The organism is Brakhagea baltica, from assembly GCF_052161605.1.
Lineage (GTDB): Bacteria > Planctomycetota > Planctomycetia > Pirellulales > Pirellulaceae > JBKCUI01.
Genome location: NZ_CP197409.1, coordinates 4,393,172 through 4,410,005 on the forward strand (window position 1 = coordinate 4,393,172; position 16,834 = coordinate 4,410,005).

At 51.9% G+C, this 16,834-nt stretch carries 13 protein-coding genes; 7 read left to right on the forward strand and 6 right to left on the reverse strand.

What is annotated here, in order from left to right:
• Positions 1-179: 179 nt before the first annotated feature.
• The 3 genes from SH449x_RS16805 (at position 180) to SH449x_RS16815 (ending at position 4,193) form a co-directional block, all read left to right on the forward strand.
• Complete coding sequence (locus tag SH449x_RS16805; protein ID WP_482377233.1) at positions 180-1,268, forward strand: isoaspartyl peptidase/L-asparaginase family protein; 1,089 nt, start codon at positions 180-182, stop codon at positions 1,266-1,268.
• An 18-nt stretch (positions 1,269-1,286) separates the two neighbouring features.
• Positions 1,287-2,021, forward strand: a complete 735-nt coding sequence (gene scpB / locus SH449x_RS16810; RefSeq protein WP_482377234.1) for an SMC-Scp complex subunit ScpB — start codon at positions 1,287-1,289, stop codon at positions 2,019-2,021.
• A 63-nt stretch (positions 2,022-2,084) separates the two neighbouring features.
• Positions 2,085-4,193, forward strand: a complete 2,109-nt coding sequence (locus tag SH449x_RS16815) for a serine/threonine-protein kinase (protein WP_482377235.1) — start codon at positions 2,085-2,087, stop codon at positions 4,191-4,193.
• Between the two features lie 15 nt (positions 4,194-4,208).
• Here SH449x_RS16815 and SH449x_RS16820 read toward each other — a convergent pair whose 3' ends face one another.
• From SH449x_RS16820 to SH449x_RS16830, 3 genes are all read right to left on the reverse strand, one after another.
• Positions 4,209-5,129: a class I SAM-dependent methyltransferase gene (locus SH449x_RS16820; protein ID WP_482377236.1), complete on the reverse strand. Its 921-nt coding sequence runs from the start codon at positions 5,127-5,129 to the stop codon at positions 4,209-4,211.
• Between the two features lie 73 nt (positions 5,130-5,202).
• Positions 5,203-6,111 carry an Rpn family recombination-promoting nuclease/putative transposase gene (locus tag SH449x_RS16825; protein ID WP_482377237.1) on the reverse strand — a complete coding sequence of 303 codons (909 nt, stop codon included), beginning with the start codon at positions 6,109-6,111 and terminating at the stop codon, positions 5,203-5,205.
• A 66-nt stretch (positions 6,112-6,177) separates the two neighbouring features.
• Positions 6,178-7,608, reverse strand: coding sequence for an outer membrane protein assembly factor BamB family protein (locus tag SH449x_RS16830; RefSeq protein ID WP_482377238.1), 1,431 nt, complete (start codon positions 7,606-7,608; stop codon positions 6,178-6,180).
• Positions 7,609-7,641: 33 nt separating this feature from the next.
• Here SH449x_RS16830 and arfB point away from each other — a divergent pair, with 33 nt between their 5' ends.
• The 4 genes from arfB to SH449x_RS16850 all read left to right on the forward strand — a co-directional run bounded on the left by arfB (position 7,642) and on the right by SH449x_RS16850 (position 12,014).
• Complete coding sequence (gene arfB, locus SH449x_RS16835; protein ID WP_482377239.1) at positions 7,642-8,067, forward strand: alternative ribosome rescue aminoacyl-tRNA hydrolase ArfB; 426 nt, start codon at positions 7,642-7,644, stop codon at positions 8,065-8,067.
• Positions 8,068-8,403: 336 nt separating this feature from the next.
• Positions 8,404-9,543, forward strand: a complete 1,140-nt coding sequence (locus SH449x_RS16840) for a hypothetical protein (RefSeq protein ID WP_482377240.1) — start codon at positions 8,404-8,406, stop codon at positions 9,541-9,543.
• 174 nt (positions 9,544-9,717) lie between these two features.
• Positions 9,718-10,134, forward strand: coding sequence for a bifunctional nuclease family protein (locus SH449x_RS16845; RefSeq protein ID WP_482377241.1), 417 nt, complete (start codon positions 9,718-9,720; stop codon positions 10,132-10,134).
• Positions 10,134-12,014, forward strand: coding sequence for an ATP-binding protein (locus tag SH449x_RS16850; RefSeq protein ID WP_482377242.1), 1,881 nt, complete (start codon positions 10,134-10,136; stop codon positions 12,012-12,014). Before SH449x_RS16845 ends, SH449x_RS16850 begins: the two co-directional genes overlap by 1 nt.
• Before the next feature lie 7 nt (positions 12,015-12,021).
• Here SH449x_RS16850 and SH449x_RS16855 read toward each other — a convergent pair whose 3' ends face one another.
• The 3 genes from SH449x_RS16855 to SH449x_RS16865 all read right to left on the reverse strand — a co-directional run bounded on the left by SH449x_RS16855 (position 12,022) and on the right by SH449x_RS16865 (position 16,833).
• Entirely contained in the window at positions 12,022-13,476 is a 1,455-nt protein-coding gene (locus tag SH449x_RS16855; protein ID WP_482377243.1) for a c-type cytochrome, read from the reverse strand.
• 194 nt (positions 13,477-13,670) lie between these two features.
• Positions 13,671-15,161 carry an efflux transporter outer membrane subunit gene (locus SH449x_RS16860; protein WP_482377244.1) on the reverse strand — a complete coding sequence of 497 codons (1,491 nt, stop codon included), beginning with the start codon at positions 15,159-15,161 and terminating at the stop codon, positions 13,671-13,673.
• A 133-nt stretch (positions 15,162-15,294) separates the two neighbouring features.
• Positions 15,295-16,833, reverse strand: coding sequence for a phytoene desaturase family protein (locus SH449x_RS16865; protein WP_482377245.1), 1,539 nt, complete (start codon positions 16,831-16,833; stop codon positions 15,295-15,297).
• Between the last annotated feature and the right edge of the window lies 1 nt (position 16,834).

Sequence of the window (16,834 nt, forward strand, 5' to 3'; positions counted from 1 at the left end):
TAGCATGACTAGCATGCAAGCGCTTGGGGAACCTTGCCTTAGACAAGATTTTCAAGGCTCGGGAAGCTGAGATTTCTTCGCGAATCTCGCCGTAAGTTGCTTACAATCGAACGTAGAGCCTGACCGTTAAGTTATAACGGGAGGCTAACTGTTTTTGTGCTCTTGAGAAAGGAAACGCGATGATTCCCCCAATCAAATGGTCAGCAGCTTTAGGGCTAGCAAACGCAGTCAGTCTTGTTTTACTTCTAGGTCAGCCCGGTCTGTGGGCGCAGCAATCCAATTCCGAACTTCAAAGAGAGCCTATGGCTAATCCAACTCAATCGTGGTCCATCGCAATTCATGGCGGTGCAGGCGGCGTTCCATCTCAGTTTAGTCAAGCCGCTCAGGACAAGAAGCTTAGCGGCTTGCGAACGGCTCTGCAGAGAGGTGTCGAGTTACTGGAGGCGGGCGTAGATGCTGTCGATGTCGTAGAGCAAGTTGTGCGGATCCTCGAGGATGATCCCCAGTTCAACGCTGGTCGTGGAGCCGTCTTTAACAGCGATGGAAATGTATCCCTCGACGCGAGTCTGATGAACGGTGCTGATTTGACTTGCGGGGCGGTTGCTAATGTGATGCTACCCAAGAATCCGATTCAGCTTGCACGGGCTGTTATGGACAAAACCCCACATGTCATGCTCACGGGTGACGGAGCAGATGCGTTCGCAAAAGAGCTAGAAATCCCCATTGCAGACCAAGATTACTTCAAGACAGAAAGTCAGACCGAGAGTTGGAAGCGTTGGAAAACCCGACAAGCAGCCCGTTCAAATAAGATTACCAAGGATGACTACGCCAATGGGGACGATCGACTCTTCTATCTTGGTACGGTCGGCTGTGTTGTGCGAGATAGTAAAGGAAATCTTGCTGCCGCGACCAGCACCGGCGGATTGCTGGGGAAAAAGTATGGTCGCGTGGGAGATTCACCGGTCATTGGTGCCGGAACCTACGCCAACAACGCGACGTGCGCGATCAGTTGTACTGGCGAGGGTGAGTTGTTCATTCGACACCATATTGCGTCCGCGATTTCGGCCAGAATGCAGTATTTGAACGAGAGTTTGGAAACCGCTACCAAGGTTGCCATTTTCGAAAACTTACCTAAGAATTCGGGTGGTCTAATCTCTATTGATGCGGCGGGCAACATTGAGTTACCGTTTAATACGCCGATGATGGCTCGTGGGCGCGCGAGTAGCAACGGGCTGTTTCAAGTTGGTCTCGTCGACTGGGCTGAGTAGCAACAACAAGAGTCGTTCATGGCGTTTGGTCGTCGCTTAAAGAAAATCGAGTCGGAAGAATCGGCCATCGAGATTCCGATTGATGAGAGTGCGGTTTCACTTGAGGAGCTCAGTCGTGCCTACGCAGCGGCAATTGGCACCGAGGATTTGGCTGCGACCAATGCAGAGCACGTCAATGCGTCTGACTCGCCTCCACAGGACGAGGAGGAGTTACTCGAGGCTCCCGATGTTGCTGATTCTGATGGTTTGCCCGTCACTACCGAGGGGGCCTTGGAGGCTATCCTGTTCGTTGGCGGAGAATCGAGTCAGCCTGTTGCGGTAGACCGCATCCTCGGGCTCTTTCAAGGGATGGCGATTGAAGAGCTAAACGAGTTGGTGGATCGATTGAACCGAAAGTATCAGTCCCTCGGAAATGTGTTCGAAATCGTGAATGAGAAAGGTGGCTATCGAATGAGACTGCTCCACCACGCTTCGAATTTGCGAGATAGATTTCAGGGTAAGGTGCGTGAGACCACACTGCAACAATCCGCCATTGATTGCTTAGCCATGATCGCTTACACCCCAGGGATTACACGGCAAGAAATCGAGAACTTGTGGGGAGACTCACCTTCGGGTACCCTGAACCTGTTGCTTCGAAAGGGGCTCATACGAGCTGAAAAAGACGGGACTGCAACGAAATACTTCACCACCGAGATGTTCTTGGAGATCGCCGGCTTGTCCTCTTTAGAGGATCTTCCGCGAGAAGAGCTTTAGTCCGAGGTCAAGTTCAAGGTTAGGTTCCGCTAGCATTTGTGCACGTGGCATGGAGGGGGTACTTTGAGCGAGGATTCGCCTCAAACTGAGGATCAAGTTTCCAATCGTAGCGGGAATACCGTTCGAGCGTGGACCGATTTTGATATCTTAAGACACCATCAGGAGGGTGGGCTGGGAATTGTCTACCGTGCACTGGATCGAGCGCTGCATCGCGAGGTTGCGTTGAAAGTGATTCGCGGCAAGGGAGTTGGCGATCCGGAAACGCGTTTGCAGTTCGAGAAAGAGATAGAAATTACCGGGAGACTGGAGCATCCGGGGATTGCACCCGTGTATGCCCGTGGAGAATCTCCCGAAGGCAACCCCTTTTACGTGATGCGATTCGTCGAGGGGCACGATCTGAGCGAGGAAATAGACCATTTCTTCGAAACGCAAAAGCTTGATTTTTCTGGGGTCAATTTTCACCGACTGCTAAACACTCTGATTTCCGTTTGCCAAACCGTTGCTTACGCCCATGGTCGAGGCGTGATCCACCGTGACATCAAGCCATTGAACATTCGCATCGGAAAGTTTAGCGAAACGATCTTGCTCGACTGGGGGCTTGCAACCGTCATCGAACGCTCCGATCAAATGCGAGGGCATGATGAGTCAACGTTAATTCTTTCGAGTCGCGCGAGCTCGTCGGCGAGCGGTGGTACTCCAGCTTACATGAGCCCGGAACAACTCTCGGGGCTAGCGGCTTCTCCTGCAAGCGATATCTATTCGCTCGGAGCGGTGCTGTATCGAATCCTGACCGGCAAATCAACGACAGAAGCCATACCTGGATTTCATATTCGCGAAGCCCTGATGGAAGGCCGCATCGTTCCACCCCGAGATGTCCAGCCCAAGGTTCCTAGACCGCTGGAAGCAATTTGCCTCAAGGCCTTGGCCCTACATCCTAAGTCTCGTTTCGAATCGGCCAACGATATGGCATCCGAACTAGAACGTTATCTCGCTGGCCAACCGCTAGAATGTTATGACGAGTCACTTATCGAACGCTACAATCGTTGGGGACGAAATCATCGTATGATGATTCGATTCTTGGGTGCTTGTTTGGTGATGGCGACCGTGTTTAGTATTCTCATGGCTGTAACGACCATGAGATTAGCCGAAAGCAGAAATAGGCAGCGGATGCAGGCGGAACTAGAGCGTGCGATCGCAGTGCGTTCGAAAACCGAAGCAGATTTCGCGAATCGTCGATCATTGCAACTGGCTGCTCAACTCGGTGCGAGATCGATCGCTACCGAGATTGAACTACGAGTCTCGCAGTTGCGAGAAGAAGCAAACGAGCCGATGCTTCGCGACTGGGTTTCTAGACTCAATGCCGATCCCTCCAATCGTCGAGCAGCGCAAGACTTAAACAATTGGCTGAAAGATCGATTCCTATTCCGCGTATCTGAGAAAATGCCGACGAGTACTTGGATTGTACAAAACGTCGAGGGGCAGCAGGTGGGGCGCGTGGCAACCCGCGAAGCGGATGGAAACTCATCGTCCCTCGGAAAGAATTTTCGGTTTCGGGATTACTTCCATGCGATGGGGGAAGATCTCCTCCCTGAGTCACCAGAGGCAGCACAAACCAGACCACACCATTTTGATGTACACGTCTCGACCGTCTTTGTCAGTTCGAGTTCCTCGCAGCCATCGGTCGCCTTTACGACGCCGATCCGATCGCTGACGGATCGAGATCGTAGTCTTGTTTTCGAGGAGCCTGGTGGCGCAAAGGAAGACTTCGAAGCGTCGGATACCCGCGAGCCGATCGGGATTTTTGGATCGACAGTTCACCTCGGTAAACTCGATCTAATTCGAGGTGCGATGCTCATCGATATTCGGCCCACAAAAATTGATGATCGAGTCGTCGAGGGGATGGTGTTACGACATCCATCCATTCCTTACGATTCCAGTAAAAAGTCCCCTGTCTTCACGCTAGCTCCAGACGATTTGGCAAAAATCAAGCAGATCGAATCGAACGCGATTGCCTCTCGATTGCAAGAGGCAGCTCCCGCGGGAGAACTTGTGAAGATCGTCGACCCTGTAACCAACCAGCCGATCGATGTGGCGGTTGCCGTCGTTTTCCTGGTGAATCAGCCTGAGCATAGCCGAGTCGGTTGGGTCGTTCTCATGTGGCAACAAGAATAGGCTGATCGCTACGAATCAGCCTTGCTGTTGTGAAAGTGAAAGCTCGGTTCCGTTAGTTCGTTGCAAAAGCATCCAGAACAGGTCTTCTGACGGGTAGGGAATCGCGAGTCGATCAGGCACAAGGTTTAGCAGAGTATTGCTAACGCGATTGAGCGGAAAGCTTTCCAGTTTGTAACGCAAAAGCGATTTCGCATGAGCTCCACTGATCCATTTTTGCGGTCGGCCCGTTGCAATGCGTTGAAAGCCATACTGTCGGCACAGTTCTTCCAAATTGCGACGGGAAAACCAACGCAGCACGCTCGGTGGGCTGTACTCGTGCCAGTGCTGCCCGAACCATTTCGCGCTAAGGCTTTCCCGGTCCCACGTTTCTATAAGCCAGTGTCCATTCTCTTTCGTGACACCAGCTGCTTGGCGAAACGCTTCGTGGATATCATAGAAATGGGGCACGACTTGGATCATCGTCACCAAGTCGTATCGTTGCTGCCGGATCTCGACGGGCAAGCTCTCGAGAGCTCCGCACCGAACATTGACGCCTAGCTGATCCCTAGCAAAACAAGCCATTCTCTCATTTGGCTCCGTACCGTCTCCTTGCCACCCACAATCTTGGAATCCAGAAAGAATAAAGCCAGCCGCTGCACCCACGTCAAGCACTCGCCCGACTTTGAGGAATCGGCACAGAATACGCCCGTAGCGTCGTCCATGTGCACGAACTAAATCTCCTCCCGCAACGTAGTCCGGGTACCCTGCTCCACCTCCAACGAAATAATCGTCTCCGTAGACCGAGTCAACATGGCCGCGCTCGACCTGTTCCTCCAAGAACTCGTAGTGGCACTTTGTGCAACCGAGAATCCAGTATCCTTCCTTCTGGAATCGTCTATTGCTGGCCGACTGGCAGATCGGACAACCCATCATTTCAGCCTCGGAAAATCCACACATTAGCAGGACGCACCACTGGTCTATTTCCGCGAGTCGTTTTCAGGAATCCTAACAACCGAGACTTTCTGATGTTCTAGCTGATTCGGCTTCGCAAATGAGACTGCAATTCGGTCGAGATTTGTTGAAGCTCTTCCAGGGTTCGCATCTTCAACTGCGATTCCTCGTTTGGCACTCGTCCGAGCAGCCCCTCCAATGTACGAATCAGTTTGATCTCGCCCTCGATCTTGCCCTCGATCTTGCCCTTACTTTCGCCCTCTGCTCGAGTGGCGTTGATCACCCATTGGCGGTCCCGGCGAGCTTTTTCCGTTGCGTCGTACATTTGTTTATCCTCTGTAATTCGATTGATGGCCGCCAGCGTCTGGGTTGCTAGCTTAAACTCCTCTTCCGGAAAAAGCCTCATCAGCTCTTCTTCGGTATACTCATGCGCATGTAGCAACCAGTAAAGCCAACGCGCCAGGGTATTGGCGGTCGCCAGATCTCTCTCCGTCAAATTATACCGTCCCATTTCCAGAATGTGAAATTCAATCGTATCTTTCAAGATGCGATTGGTTTCTTGGTCCACCAAACGAAACGCATGATGAACTCGGTCAGAATCTAACCACAAAGTCCCTTCGAGCAAGCAAATGGCGAAAACTGGCTTCAAATCAGAATAGTCGTCCCCCGACTTCATTTGCCCCGAGTAGAGTTCGCAACCATAAAAAACAACCCGCTGAATCAACCCGAGATGGACCTCTAGCTGCATCTCAATATCGTAGATATTTCCATCCTGATCGACTGCTTTGATATCGAGCACCGATAGTTTGTCTTCGTAAAAATCCTGGTAGTTGAATGGATTTTGAATCGTAACCGACCTAATCGGTTTAGCAAGTTTCAGAATGGCATTTAGCAAGCTGATTAGGACTAGATCGTTAGCGGGTGAACCAAAGATTTTCTTGTAAGCAAAATCATTCGTTGGAGAAATCCCTATAATCTTAGCTTTCATCGAGACGTACTCCTAACTAGTTATGACAACGGCAACAGGAACTCAGGGGAGCAGTTGAGCACTCCATCATTGATTTTCTCTAAATAAATCGAGGCACACAACTCGGTTGGCTCCTCGCACATAGAGCAAGCCGTGCGAAACAACCGGCGGTGCCCAGCTCGGTGCCATGATGAGAGGTGTGTTGTCCTGCGGTGCTCGCAGGTTCCCCAAATCCATTTCACTTACCACGTCATAACGATCACCGTCGATCTTGGCCAGTTGCAACAAACCATACTCGCCGAGCCAGAGAATATGGCCATCGATTGCAATGCCTGTCATTCTATCTCGGTTCGCAACGGACCAAATCAATTGCGTGCTAGGCTCGTTTGCAGCCGCTTGACTGTCTTTGCCCGCACCCCGAAACTCCACGCATCTGAGGTCGGTGTCGGGTTCGTTGCGTCCGCTGCTGACGAAGACGCGATCTCCTACTACGATCGGGTTGGTCCAATGAGGCCTGAACATTTGCTCACGGCGTCGCAGTTTGTCTTGCCACAAGATGCGATGCCCGGAATCACTGAGTCGAATTAGTGCCCCGCCAATCTCGTACGCTTCACCGATCAGCACATTTCGACCAACCAAAACTGGTGAAGACCCATTGACACTCTCCAGCGAACTAGCCCGCCAAGGAGTGAAACCAGTCTCTGCGCCGGTGGCAGGATCGAACGATAGAAATCCTTCTCGCACCAATGCTAATCCATAGTCTCGCCCATCAATGTTTTTTACAATCGGTGCAGAATAGCTCGCGAGATAGTTACCAACGCGAAACCGTTCTTCACCCGTTAGCTTATCGAACGCGACCATGGCAGTTCCATTCGGTTTGGCGCGTGGCAGGTTGTTGATCGTCATCCCACGTTGATCTTCGGGACTTCCGCCAACCATGGCCCAAATCAGATCAGCGTACACAAGTGGCGATGCCGCAACGCCAAAAAAGTTCTGGATGACGTTGTAGGTTTCGTTAATTTCTTTTTCCCATCGCGTTTGTCCGTCGGCTAGGCCGATGCAAGCCAACCTACCGGCGACTCCGTACACATAGACTCGGTCTCCGTCCACGACGGGGCTGGATCGCGGGCCATTGTTGTAGCCGTAGGCGTCCGCGTACACGACGGGCCACTCCCACTTCCATAGCTCGCGTCCTGTTTCGGCTTCGTAACAAGTTAATCGCTCTTTCGACTGAAATCGGTCGAATTGGAGCCATCGTCCGAGCGCAGCGACACCGTTCCCATAACCTTCGCCCGTTTTCTGTGTCCATACAATGCGGAGCCCTTGTTTGCCCCAATTCGTCTGGATTCCCGTCTCGGAACTTGTCGAATCATATTGGCTCCCCAGCATGCGGGGCCAATCGACACCCGAGTGGCGGGTCCACAAGTTTTTAACAAGAGCATCCGATTGACCGAATGCGGGGCCAAACATGGCACAAAAAAGGATGGAGGAAAAAATAAGCCGTTTTCGTGGCAACATGCTTGAGCTAAATTTGAGGGAGAAAGGTGGACCATGGAAGACTTAATCATAAACGATCAAATCGTGATTCCAGCGGAAGAGCTGGAGTTTACGTTTGCCCGCAGCGGTGGGCCGGGTGGGCAAAACGTGAACAAAGTCAATTCCAAGGCGACGATGTACTGGGATTATCAGCGAACGTCAGCCCCATTATACCCAGTAACGCTTGCTCGCCTAAAGGCGTTAGCTGCAAATCGAATCACCGATAAGGGATTATTGCAGATAACGAGCCAGGTTCATCGCGACCAGCCACAGAACATTCAGGCTTGCAAGGATCGGTTAAGGGCATTGATTTTGGAGGCCATGAACCCGCCTAAACCTCGTCGGCCAACCCAACCGACCCGCGGTTCCCAACGTCGCCGTATGGAAGAAAAAAAACAGCGTGGCGAGAAGAAGCAAGGCCGCAACGCCCGCTGGGATTAACCTCTTGCCAACGTTAGACAAAGCCCATTGGACTAAACTGCAACTCCGCTCGCACAACGAATCCTGCATTAGTGTTAATTAGCGTAGATTAGGTTGCCAGTGGTTTTCTGTGCCCATTGAAGGGGGGCGTTTTGGCGGTCTTTCCTTGGGTTGCCAGTTTTCTTGGTCGTTGTTTGGCCACGAAAAAGGATTCGCAATCCTTCACGCGGAAAGTACAATACGCAGCAAGCAGTACCCACATTTTCGTTGGGTTGGATTACCGGGCGGCTTGGGAATCTGATAGCAAATTTTACAAGGTGGCGGTCAATGGGCGCGATAATCGGCAGGATAAAGACAATGAAGCGATTCGGCTTAGCTTTCATGATCTGTGTTTCGACGTCTCTACCAGCGTTCTCGGCGGATAAGTGGACCAACGCGGCCGGATCAAAGTCGATCGATGGGGACTTTGTAAAACTCGATGGCATCAAGTTGACCATTCGCAAAGAGGATGGCACCGAGTCGACTATACCTCTTTATCTTCTTGATGACGCCAGTCGCTTGAGAGCACGTGCACTAGCCAAGGGAGACAAGACGGGAGCCTTGGCCGCTGGCATGACCAACGCATCTCTCAAGTCGGTCGAAGTCATGAGCTTGAGCGATGTCGAAGCTAAATTCGCCTCGTTGAAAACTGCCGAAGAGTATTTTCAATTTCTATCAGAGGAAGCGGCTAAAGGGAACTATGTGATTGGTTGGGATGCCTTTCCACCGTCCCTCCAGGCGGAGATGGAAAATATATACCGCGCCGCTATCAGTAAACTTGAACAGCCGGCTCTTTCCGATCTTCTTAAGTTGAAGACAACCATCGTTGGCACCCTAAAGAGTAAAAAGTCGTATCTGCTAAATAGCCGCGAGCTCCCGATCCCAGTAGAGGCTAAACCGGTCGTCGAGTTGCTGTACGACCCGGTTGTAGAGTTAGTCGATGCCGCCCTGCCAGAAAGCTTCTTCAAGGCAGAAACACTTCGAAGCACCGAACCACGTGATTTGGCAACAACCCTTGTGCTGAGCATAGCTCCTCGCTTGGATGGGATTGTTAACTATCTTCCCCCAGGAACTAATCCGTTCGATTCGATGACTAGCCTCGGCGAATCGGCAAAGTTCAAGCAGGTCTCATCAACTGAAGCTGAAATGACTACGGTGGGCATAACTGGACAGGATGTCACTCAAACACTAATTCGAGTTGAGAATCGGTGGGTGCCTGCGGAGATGTTAGATGATCTGAAGCCAGGGTTTGCCGAATCACTAGCCAGCCTGCAGCAGGTCGATCCAAAGGAGTTTACACGATCGGTTCGTCAGGGGCTACTGCCTCTTATTGCCCTGCTTGGTTCTTTAGCCAATGCCGAATCCCAGCAAGATGTCGATGATATTTTGAAGCTGCTACTGGGCTCTCTGCCTCCTGCAATGGGTGGAGTCAGCATACCTGGCTTTGGTCCTCCCTAGAGTTCAGTCGGATGTTCTCTTCTGACCATCCCTACTTGCGGTAGCTCAGACGTGTCAGATTGATATAATCAACGGACATTCATCCACGACGTGCGTTTAGCAACTCTTTCATCGAGTCATTCTCTTAGGAATTGTTCTCGACGCTCGTCCCGTTCGGTTTTGGGAATCCATTCCATGTCATCGGCAATCCCCATGCAGCTATCTCGCATCATTATCAGCGAGATCAGTGATAATCAAGTGATCTACCTTAAGGAAATCGATGGCGATAGGCAATTTCCTATCCTTATCGGCATTTTCGAAGCCACCAGTATCGATCGCCGTGTCAAGGCGGCAGCGAAACCGCCACGCCCCTTGACTCACGACTTGGTGGTCAGCGTTGCAGAGGCCCTCGGAGGTGAGCTCGACAGCGTGATCATCTCCAACCTGAAGGATCAGACCTATTTTGCTCAAATTCGAATTCGTCACGGCGAGGAACTGCTGGAAATCGATTCTCGCCCTTCTGATGCCATAGCGGTAGCCGTTACCTTTCAGCCGCCACTACCCATTTTTGTCTCTGAAGAAGTACTCGAGCAAGCCTCCGGAAAGTCTTGATGGAATCCAAAACCGAAGTGACCGATTTACCGAAGCGAATTCCCTTTAAGGTGGATATCGCCGGGATAATCGAGATCATGGGAACGTCCCTATACTCCCATCCCAACACCCCGATTCGAGAACTGCTCCAGAATGCACATGATGCCATCATGCGGCGTCGTGCGCGGGACCTGTCCTACCAAGGCTCCATTCGGGTCGTGCAAAACGCCGAGCAAAGTTCGCTGACATTCGAGGATGATGGCATCGGCTTGTCCCCCAATGAAGCCGAGGAGTATCTCGGGACTTTGGGGGTCGGAATCACGGGGCTGATCAAGAAAGGGTATGCGACCGAAGTCAGCGAGAGCTCCGCCGTGGCTGGTAAAAAGAGTGGCGGTACTCTCATCGGTCAATTTGGAATTGGCTTGTTCTCCGGCTTTATGTTAGCAGACCGAATCGTGGTCGAAAGCTTGCGTTTTGAAGGTGAACAAGCCATTCGTTGGGAAGCAGGTGCGGGCACAGATATCGAACTGTCCCTCTCAGACAGAACACAACCTGGAACAAGTGTCACACTCTACTTAAAGCCTAACTACGCGGTCTTCGCTGACGATGAGGATCTGATTGAAGAAAGCATTAAGCAGTATGCCGAGTTCCTCCCAATCCCGATCTATCTCAACGAATCAAAAGCTCGAGTCAATTTGATTCAAGCAGCGTGGCTAGAGGCAACTCCCGACTTTGAGTCCATGGAAGAGGAGCTGGTCTCATACTTTGGAGAAACGCCACTCGAGATCATTCCCGTCGGAATCGAGACCCCAGTTGCAGTACGTGGCGTTCTATATGTGACTCCCCAGCGAACACCCGGGTTTGCTGATGAGGCGACGATTGCCGTCAGTGTTAGACGGATGGTAATCTCGAGGCACATACGAGAGTTGTTGCCGAGTTGGGCACCTTTTCTTCGTGGCGTACTCGAACTTCCAGACTGCTCTCCTACATCGAATCGCGAGGACTTGGTCCGCGACCACGCGTTCCTAGCCGTGTGCCAATCACTGGAAGATGCAATCTATCGCCACTTCGAAAACTTGGCGATGAGATTTCCCAACCGTTGGCAATCCATCCTGCAATGGCATCGGTATACTTTCGCGGGAATGGCCATCTATGACGCTCGGCTGAGAGATCTGCTCAAACTGACGTATAAGTTCCTAACCTCGCATGGTGAGCTGACTGTTCACGGAATCGTGAACCGCAGCCCTGCCGACGCGATTGTGGAATCTGAAGCGGACTATGTTGTTTGGTACAACGCCGATCGCCGCCAAGAGGTCTGGCTTAACGAGTTCTTTTCGTCAACCGACATTCCGTGTGTCCATACTCTTCGCAGCTTTGAAGAGACGCTCCTCGCAGCGATGGTTAGCAACAGTACCGACACCAAGATCGATCTCAGACCTGCTAGCCCTTCGTCGGTGAACTTCACCGAATCCATCCTAGGGCTCGACGGCAAGAGAGAAGCGAGTTCGGATTGGCAGAACTTTCTAGAAAAGCTACAGGTCAATGTATTCCTAGCAGATTCGCCGACCTGCCCACCTGTTCTGGCATTCGTCAACGAGCGATTCGAACTTTCGAAAACCTTTGATGAGATCAAAGAGAATGGGGATCTGCCGAAGGGGTTTGAGCGAATTATCCAACAACATTTCGACCGCAATCCGATCGGTAAGAATGAGGTTATCCTCAACACCCACCACCGCATTGTAAGTCGAGCCTTGAAGCAAGGGGTCGAGTCCCCCATGGCGAGCGTTCTGCGAGTCTTGGTCGCAGCGTCCTTAACCAAAGCGGGAGCGAAACTCGAAAAGGAGGCCTTGGCCTATCAGGCAACGGACCTATCCAATATAGCCGATGCACTTGGCCAGTAGTATTTGCTTACAAGGTCTTGAGATATTCCAATAAGTCCCGCTTCTCGTCCTCGCTCAAGGTTGCGGGATAATCGTGACCCGCCGCCGACTTGCCGTTGATGCGGGTGTCGAAGTAACGTCGTCGTTCTGCAGGTTGCAATCGCTTTGGCACCTCAGTTAGCTCTTCAATTTGGAATCCCATTCGATCGGTGTCTAATCCTAAGTGCGTTCGTCGCCATACCGTCGGTCGTTCCTCGGGGTGGAGCAAGTGCCACAAAGTGGGAACGCTTCCGTTGTGCAAGTAAGGTGCGCTGGCCCAAATGCCATCAAGAGGCGGTGCCACGTACCCATCGACTTCCGTCAAAGTATCTTGTCCACCCATATCTGCGAACCAACTCGCTCCATAGTGTACTCGGTGCTTAGGAGTTAAAGCATCGAATCGCACGCGATCGGTTTTAATATCCTCAATGTCGATATTCAACTCTGGGTAGTGTGCATTCGCTCCGTAAGCACCATGGCATGATGCACAATTCTTGTTAAAGACCAATTCCCCTCGATCGGCCATGTTCTGATCTACAGGTAGCGGGTACTTGGGAGGACGCAGCTCGCTCAGGAATGCGTATACATCGCGGAAGTCCGATTCCCAGCTTTGAAACTGCTTAGGACCATTCTCTCGGACCAACATGAACTGCATTAAGCCTTTGTGTCCCTTTTCAGCAAAGCCATCAATGTAGATATGATGTTTCTTGTGAAAGTGCCACCAGGGTGGAGCATCCATGTCGTGGTGTGTCATGCTGGCTGGACGCCGCCCCACGTGAACGTTCAACTCTTCGTCTCGATAATTCATGAGAGCCACGCCGAACATCACGGCATTGCTGGTTCCCACCGACGTGCCCAGGGGCATCACTAGAGATCCGAGATCCATGTGGGCCAACGACTTGCCCGACCTAAGTTTGATCCGTCTAACGTTCTCGGTCAATGATTCCAGATCATAGGTCGTGTTTGGGGCCCCTGGGTAAGTTGCTCCGAACAAGTTTCCGCCGTGGCAAGCGAAACAGTTCATGACATAATTACCATCTTTGGTGACAACGTATTGAAGCGGCTTGGTAGGATCATCGACACGGCCAGCAAGACCGAACCGCTCAAAGGTAAGCTGTCTTGTGCCGACAGCGGTTTTAGAATCAGCCCATGGTGAAGTCTTGGACTCCGAATCGATTGCCTGGAGAATCTCTTCGTCAAAGTCGTGTGGCAGGTAGACGTTCGAGACTAAATGAAAATAACCACGTTGGGCCTCAGGAGACATCGTACTCCATAGGCTCTGGAATTGCTCTGCTAAGCTGGATTGGATCAGCTCGAATTCGCGTTCTCTTTGCGCCTCGGAGGCTGCGGGCTGAATATCCTGGGCCTTCGCGAGTCCTCCACTCGATACAGCGACAATTAACGTACACAGTCCCGCGAATACCTTAAGCGAGTTGGGGCTCATTGAGTCTCTCATCTTGCGGCGGATCATTAAAAACACCCAGAACGACAGGGAAATGTCCAAAACAGTTGGGGCGCGATAAAACGACCTCACGGACAATTATAACCGGTCGAAAAGGGATCTCATCACGATCCAATTTGCTTTCCAAGAATTGACTCGCATCCACAAAGAATCTCTAGAATGCCGGAACATGCTTGCTAATAGCGAGTCCCTGGTCCGCTCGCCATCTGGACTGGCTCGCATCCAGCCGGTGACCAGCCGCCGCCTAAAGACAAGAACAATTTTACCAGACTCAACGCAACTTCGGATTGTGCGGCAAGAAGCTCGTCTTCCGCAAGGACAAGCTCGCTTTGAAGAATCAGGACTCGTCCGAAGTCAATGCCCCCTTCAACAAAAGTATCGTACCCAATCCGAGCCGCTTCGTTGGATTCGTACACAGTGCGCTCCACGGCAGCGACTCTGTCGAATCCCCGCAGATACGCGACTTGAGAATCCTCAACCTCTTGGTATGCGCTGAGAACCGACCCGTGATACGCGTATACCAACCGCTCAAACGCCTCTTTCTCCGCGATCCAACGATGCTTGATCCGGCCATAGTTCAACAGGTTCCAACGGAAACCCGGTCCGACCGCACCGATAAGACTTTCGGTCTGGAAAAGTCTCGAAAGGTTTTCTGATTGCAATCCGATTTGGCCAACCAAACTAATCTGCGGATAGAATTCTGCTTCGGAGATTCCGATCTTCGCCGACTGTACTGCTAGCTCTCTCTCCGCAACGAGCACATCCGGTCTCCTGCGTAGCAAGTCCGAGGGGATACCCGAGGCGATACTTTGTGGCGGATGGGGGATCTCCCCGGTTGCTCCTAAAACATCCTCGAGGTCGGCTGGGGTTCGGCCCAACAAAACGCACAACCTGTGCGAAGCTTGCCGCCGGAGTATTTCGAGACCAGGTAGAACCGCCTCGACGTTTGCTAATCGGGAGGCCGACTGATGAACGTCTAGTTTGTTTCCTGCTCCCTCTTCCAATCGGGCTTGTGATAGGTCGAGCAACCTTTGCTGAATGGCGACATGCTTGTGCGCGATCGCAATCCTAGCTTCGAGCGACCGCAATTCGATGTAATTCTTAGCGACTTCGGACAGTACAAGAACTCGGACCGCATGGAGGGCTGCGACCGATTGGTCGACTTGGGCCTCCGCCGCTTCCACGGTTCGACGAAACTTGCCCCAGAAATCAAGCTCCCAAGCGATACCGAAACCCGTTTGCCAATTGTTGAACGTGCGATCCGTGGCAAAGAAGCCTGGCACGACCACAAAGTTCGCGACATTGCCACTGATGCGATTGTCGGTAAAGCTGGCATCGAGCGACTGCTGCTGGGGGTACAAGGAACCAGCGGCTACGTTTCGCAAGGCTCGCGCCTCGAGGATCCGCTTGCCCGCTTCTTTGATCTGCAGATTCTCACAGGCTGCATCATGGATCAAGGCACCGAGAACGGGATCGCCAAAGGAATCCCACCAAGTGCGTAGGTCGACCGGTTCGCCATTAATTCGTGGATCAGCCGAGTCGACCCAGCTCTGGTCCATGTACGGTGCAGATGGTTTGGCATAGTCCGGGCCCACCTTGCAGCCATTTGGAACCTGAGAACAAAGCAACAGCATCAGCAGAATCCGTTTCTTTGCTTGTCGATGCATTTGCTGTCATTCCCGTTACACAAGGTATTGCGAGCACGTTCGCTACGAGAAGATTCATCGTCACCAGTGTCAGCAAAGTCAAATCGCACACCGTTGTGCGACATAATCCGCACGACCGGACCAAGCCCATCGCTCACACTCGACTGAAAATCTTTACTAATCCGAACGGGCCTAATAGTTTCGCAGCAGTGAAGAGCGATGCCATCATGGCTCCATTGACACCAGGGGAGCCGATGTCACTGCCGGCTAGAAAAAGCCCGGGCAAACTCGTCGTGACACGCCAAGCGTCTTTTTCGATTCGATCAGGATCACAGAGCTGGCCGTAGATCATCCCCATAGGATGATTGGAGAAAGTCTCGACGGTAACGGGGGTGGCTAGTTCTTTGTATTCGACCAAATCTCTCAGGCCCGGTTGACAACGTTCCGCGCGATCAATCATATGATTAGCGATCTCCTCCTTGAGTGATTCATAGTCGTCACCTCGTCGTTTCCAACGTTTGGCGGCAAACTCTTTCCAGTAATCGTAGTCGCTGAATCCAATAATCTGGGCGACGTGCGCCGTCGCATTTGGATCGCGCAACGATCCGAAAGAAAGAAAACCGCCTTCGACCATCTTGGGGTCAGATTGCTTGCTAACCTGGTCATGATCCGAGGAGCTGTACAGCCAGTAGTTAGCATCATCGAAACCGTGTTTCCTCGGATCGTCCTTCAAACCTAAGAATAAAATTAGCGCGGACACTCCCGCTTTCAATCTGGATGCTTTGGTTTTTTCTTCAACACAATACCCATCAGGCACAAGCTTTCCAAAAGTCACCTTGGCGTGTGCATTCGAGACGATCACGGGGGCACGATAGGTTACGGTACTCCCTTTATGGGTCGCACGAACACCGACCGCTCTCCCGTTCTCCACCAGGACTTCGTTAACATCACGATTGACCAAGCACTTGCCACCGTGCTTCTCCACAATGGCTTCAACCGAATCGGCAATTCTTTGCGCTCCGCCAATCGGGTAGTAGGAACCGTTCAGAAAATCACTTGCCACAGCACCATGAAAGGCCATGGCACTCTTTTCTGGAGGAGCACCAAAGTCCGGCCACTGACCGGTCAAAATACCCTTCAGATATTGCGACTGAAATCGCTTCATATAGTTTGCAGTAGTGCACATCGCCAAGCGTTTGCCCGGCCAAATCAAAAGCTTGCCTAACCACGCTGGTAGATACTTTGACATGCACCAGCGAGCAAACCACATCTGACAGCGTTTAAGATCTTTGAAGTAACGCTGAATCGCTACGGCCTCTTCAGGGAATGATTCGCACAGGCTCTTTTCAAAGAGTTTCGGATCGCTTGGGACTTCAAAGGTTCCCTCTGGGAAATGATAACGTTCGATGACGGGGCCACCTGTGTGCCAATCGACCGATTTACCGGTGACCATATCCATCACTTTGCGGCTTAGAGCTTTGGGGTACATTTCTCCTATGTAGTGCACCCCGACATCCCATTCGAACTTCCCACGTCGAAACGAATGAGTGAATCCGCCAAGCTTGAAGTGGCGTTCCAGAATGAGAACTCGCTTCTTGCCCAATTGCGCGAGCAGACTCGCGACCGTTAGGCCACCCATACCTGACCCGATGATGATGGCATCGTAATGCTCGGTTGTTGATTGTGTGTTCATA

What these genes read in the sequence shown, in the direction of transcription:
- SH449x_RS16860 (WP_482377244.1), bottom strand. Translation starts at nt 15,161, where the DNA reads ATGCATCGACAAGCAAAGAAACGGATTCTGCTGATGCTGTTGCTTTGT.
- scpB (WP_482377234.1), top strand. Translation starts at nt 1,287, where the DNA reads ATGGCGTTTGGTCGTCGCTTAAAGAAAATCGAGTCGGAAGAATCGGCC.
- SH449x_RS16825 (WP_482377237.1), bottom strand. Translation starts at nt 6,111, where the DNA reads ATGAAAGCTAAGATTATAGGGATTTCTCCAACGAATGATTTTGCTTAC.
- SH449x_RS16830 (WP_482377238.1), bottom strand. Translation starts at nt 7,608, where the DNA reads ATGTTGCCACGAAAACGGCTTATTTTTTCCTCCATCCTTTTTTGTGCC.
- arfB (WP_482377239.1), top strand. Translation starts at nt 7,642, where the DNA reads ATGGAAGACTTAATCATAAACGATCAAATCGTGATTCCAGCGGAAGAG.
- SH449x_RS16805 (WP_482377233.1), top strand. Translation starts at nt 180, where the DNA reads ATGATTCCCCCAATCAAATGGTCAGCAGCTTTAGGGCTAGCAAACGCA.
- SH449x_RS16850 (WP_482377242.1), top strand. Translation starts at nt 10,134, where the DNA reads ATGGAATCCAAAACCGAAGTGACCGATTTACCGAAGCGAATTCCCTTT.
- SH449x_RS16840 (WP_482377240.1), top strand. Translation starts at nt 8,404, where the DNA reads ATGAAGCGATTCGGCTTAGCTTTCATGATCTGTGTTTCGACGTCTCTA.
- SH449x_RS16855 (WP_482377243.1), bottom strand. Translation starts at nt 13,476, where the DNA reads ATGAGCCCCAACTCGCTTAAGGTATTCGCGGGACTGTGTACGTTAATT.
- SH449x_RS16865 (WP_482377245.1), bottom strand. Translation starts at nt 16,833, where the DNA reads ATGAACACACAATCAACAACCGAGCATTACGATGCCATCATCATCGGG.
- SH449x_RS16845 (WP_482377241.1), top strand. Translation starts at nt 9,718, where the DNA reads ATGTCATCGGCAATCCCCATGCAGCTATCTCGCATCATTATCAGCGAG.
- SH449x_RS16820 (WP_482377236.1), bottom strand. Translation starts at nt 5,129, where the DNA reads ATGTGTGGATTTTCCGAGGCTGAAATGATGGGTTGTCCGATCTGCCAG.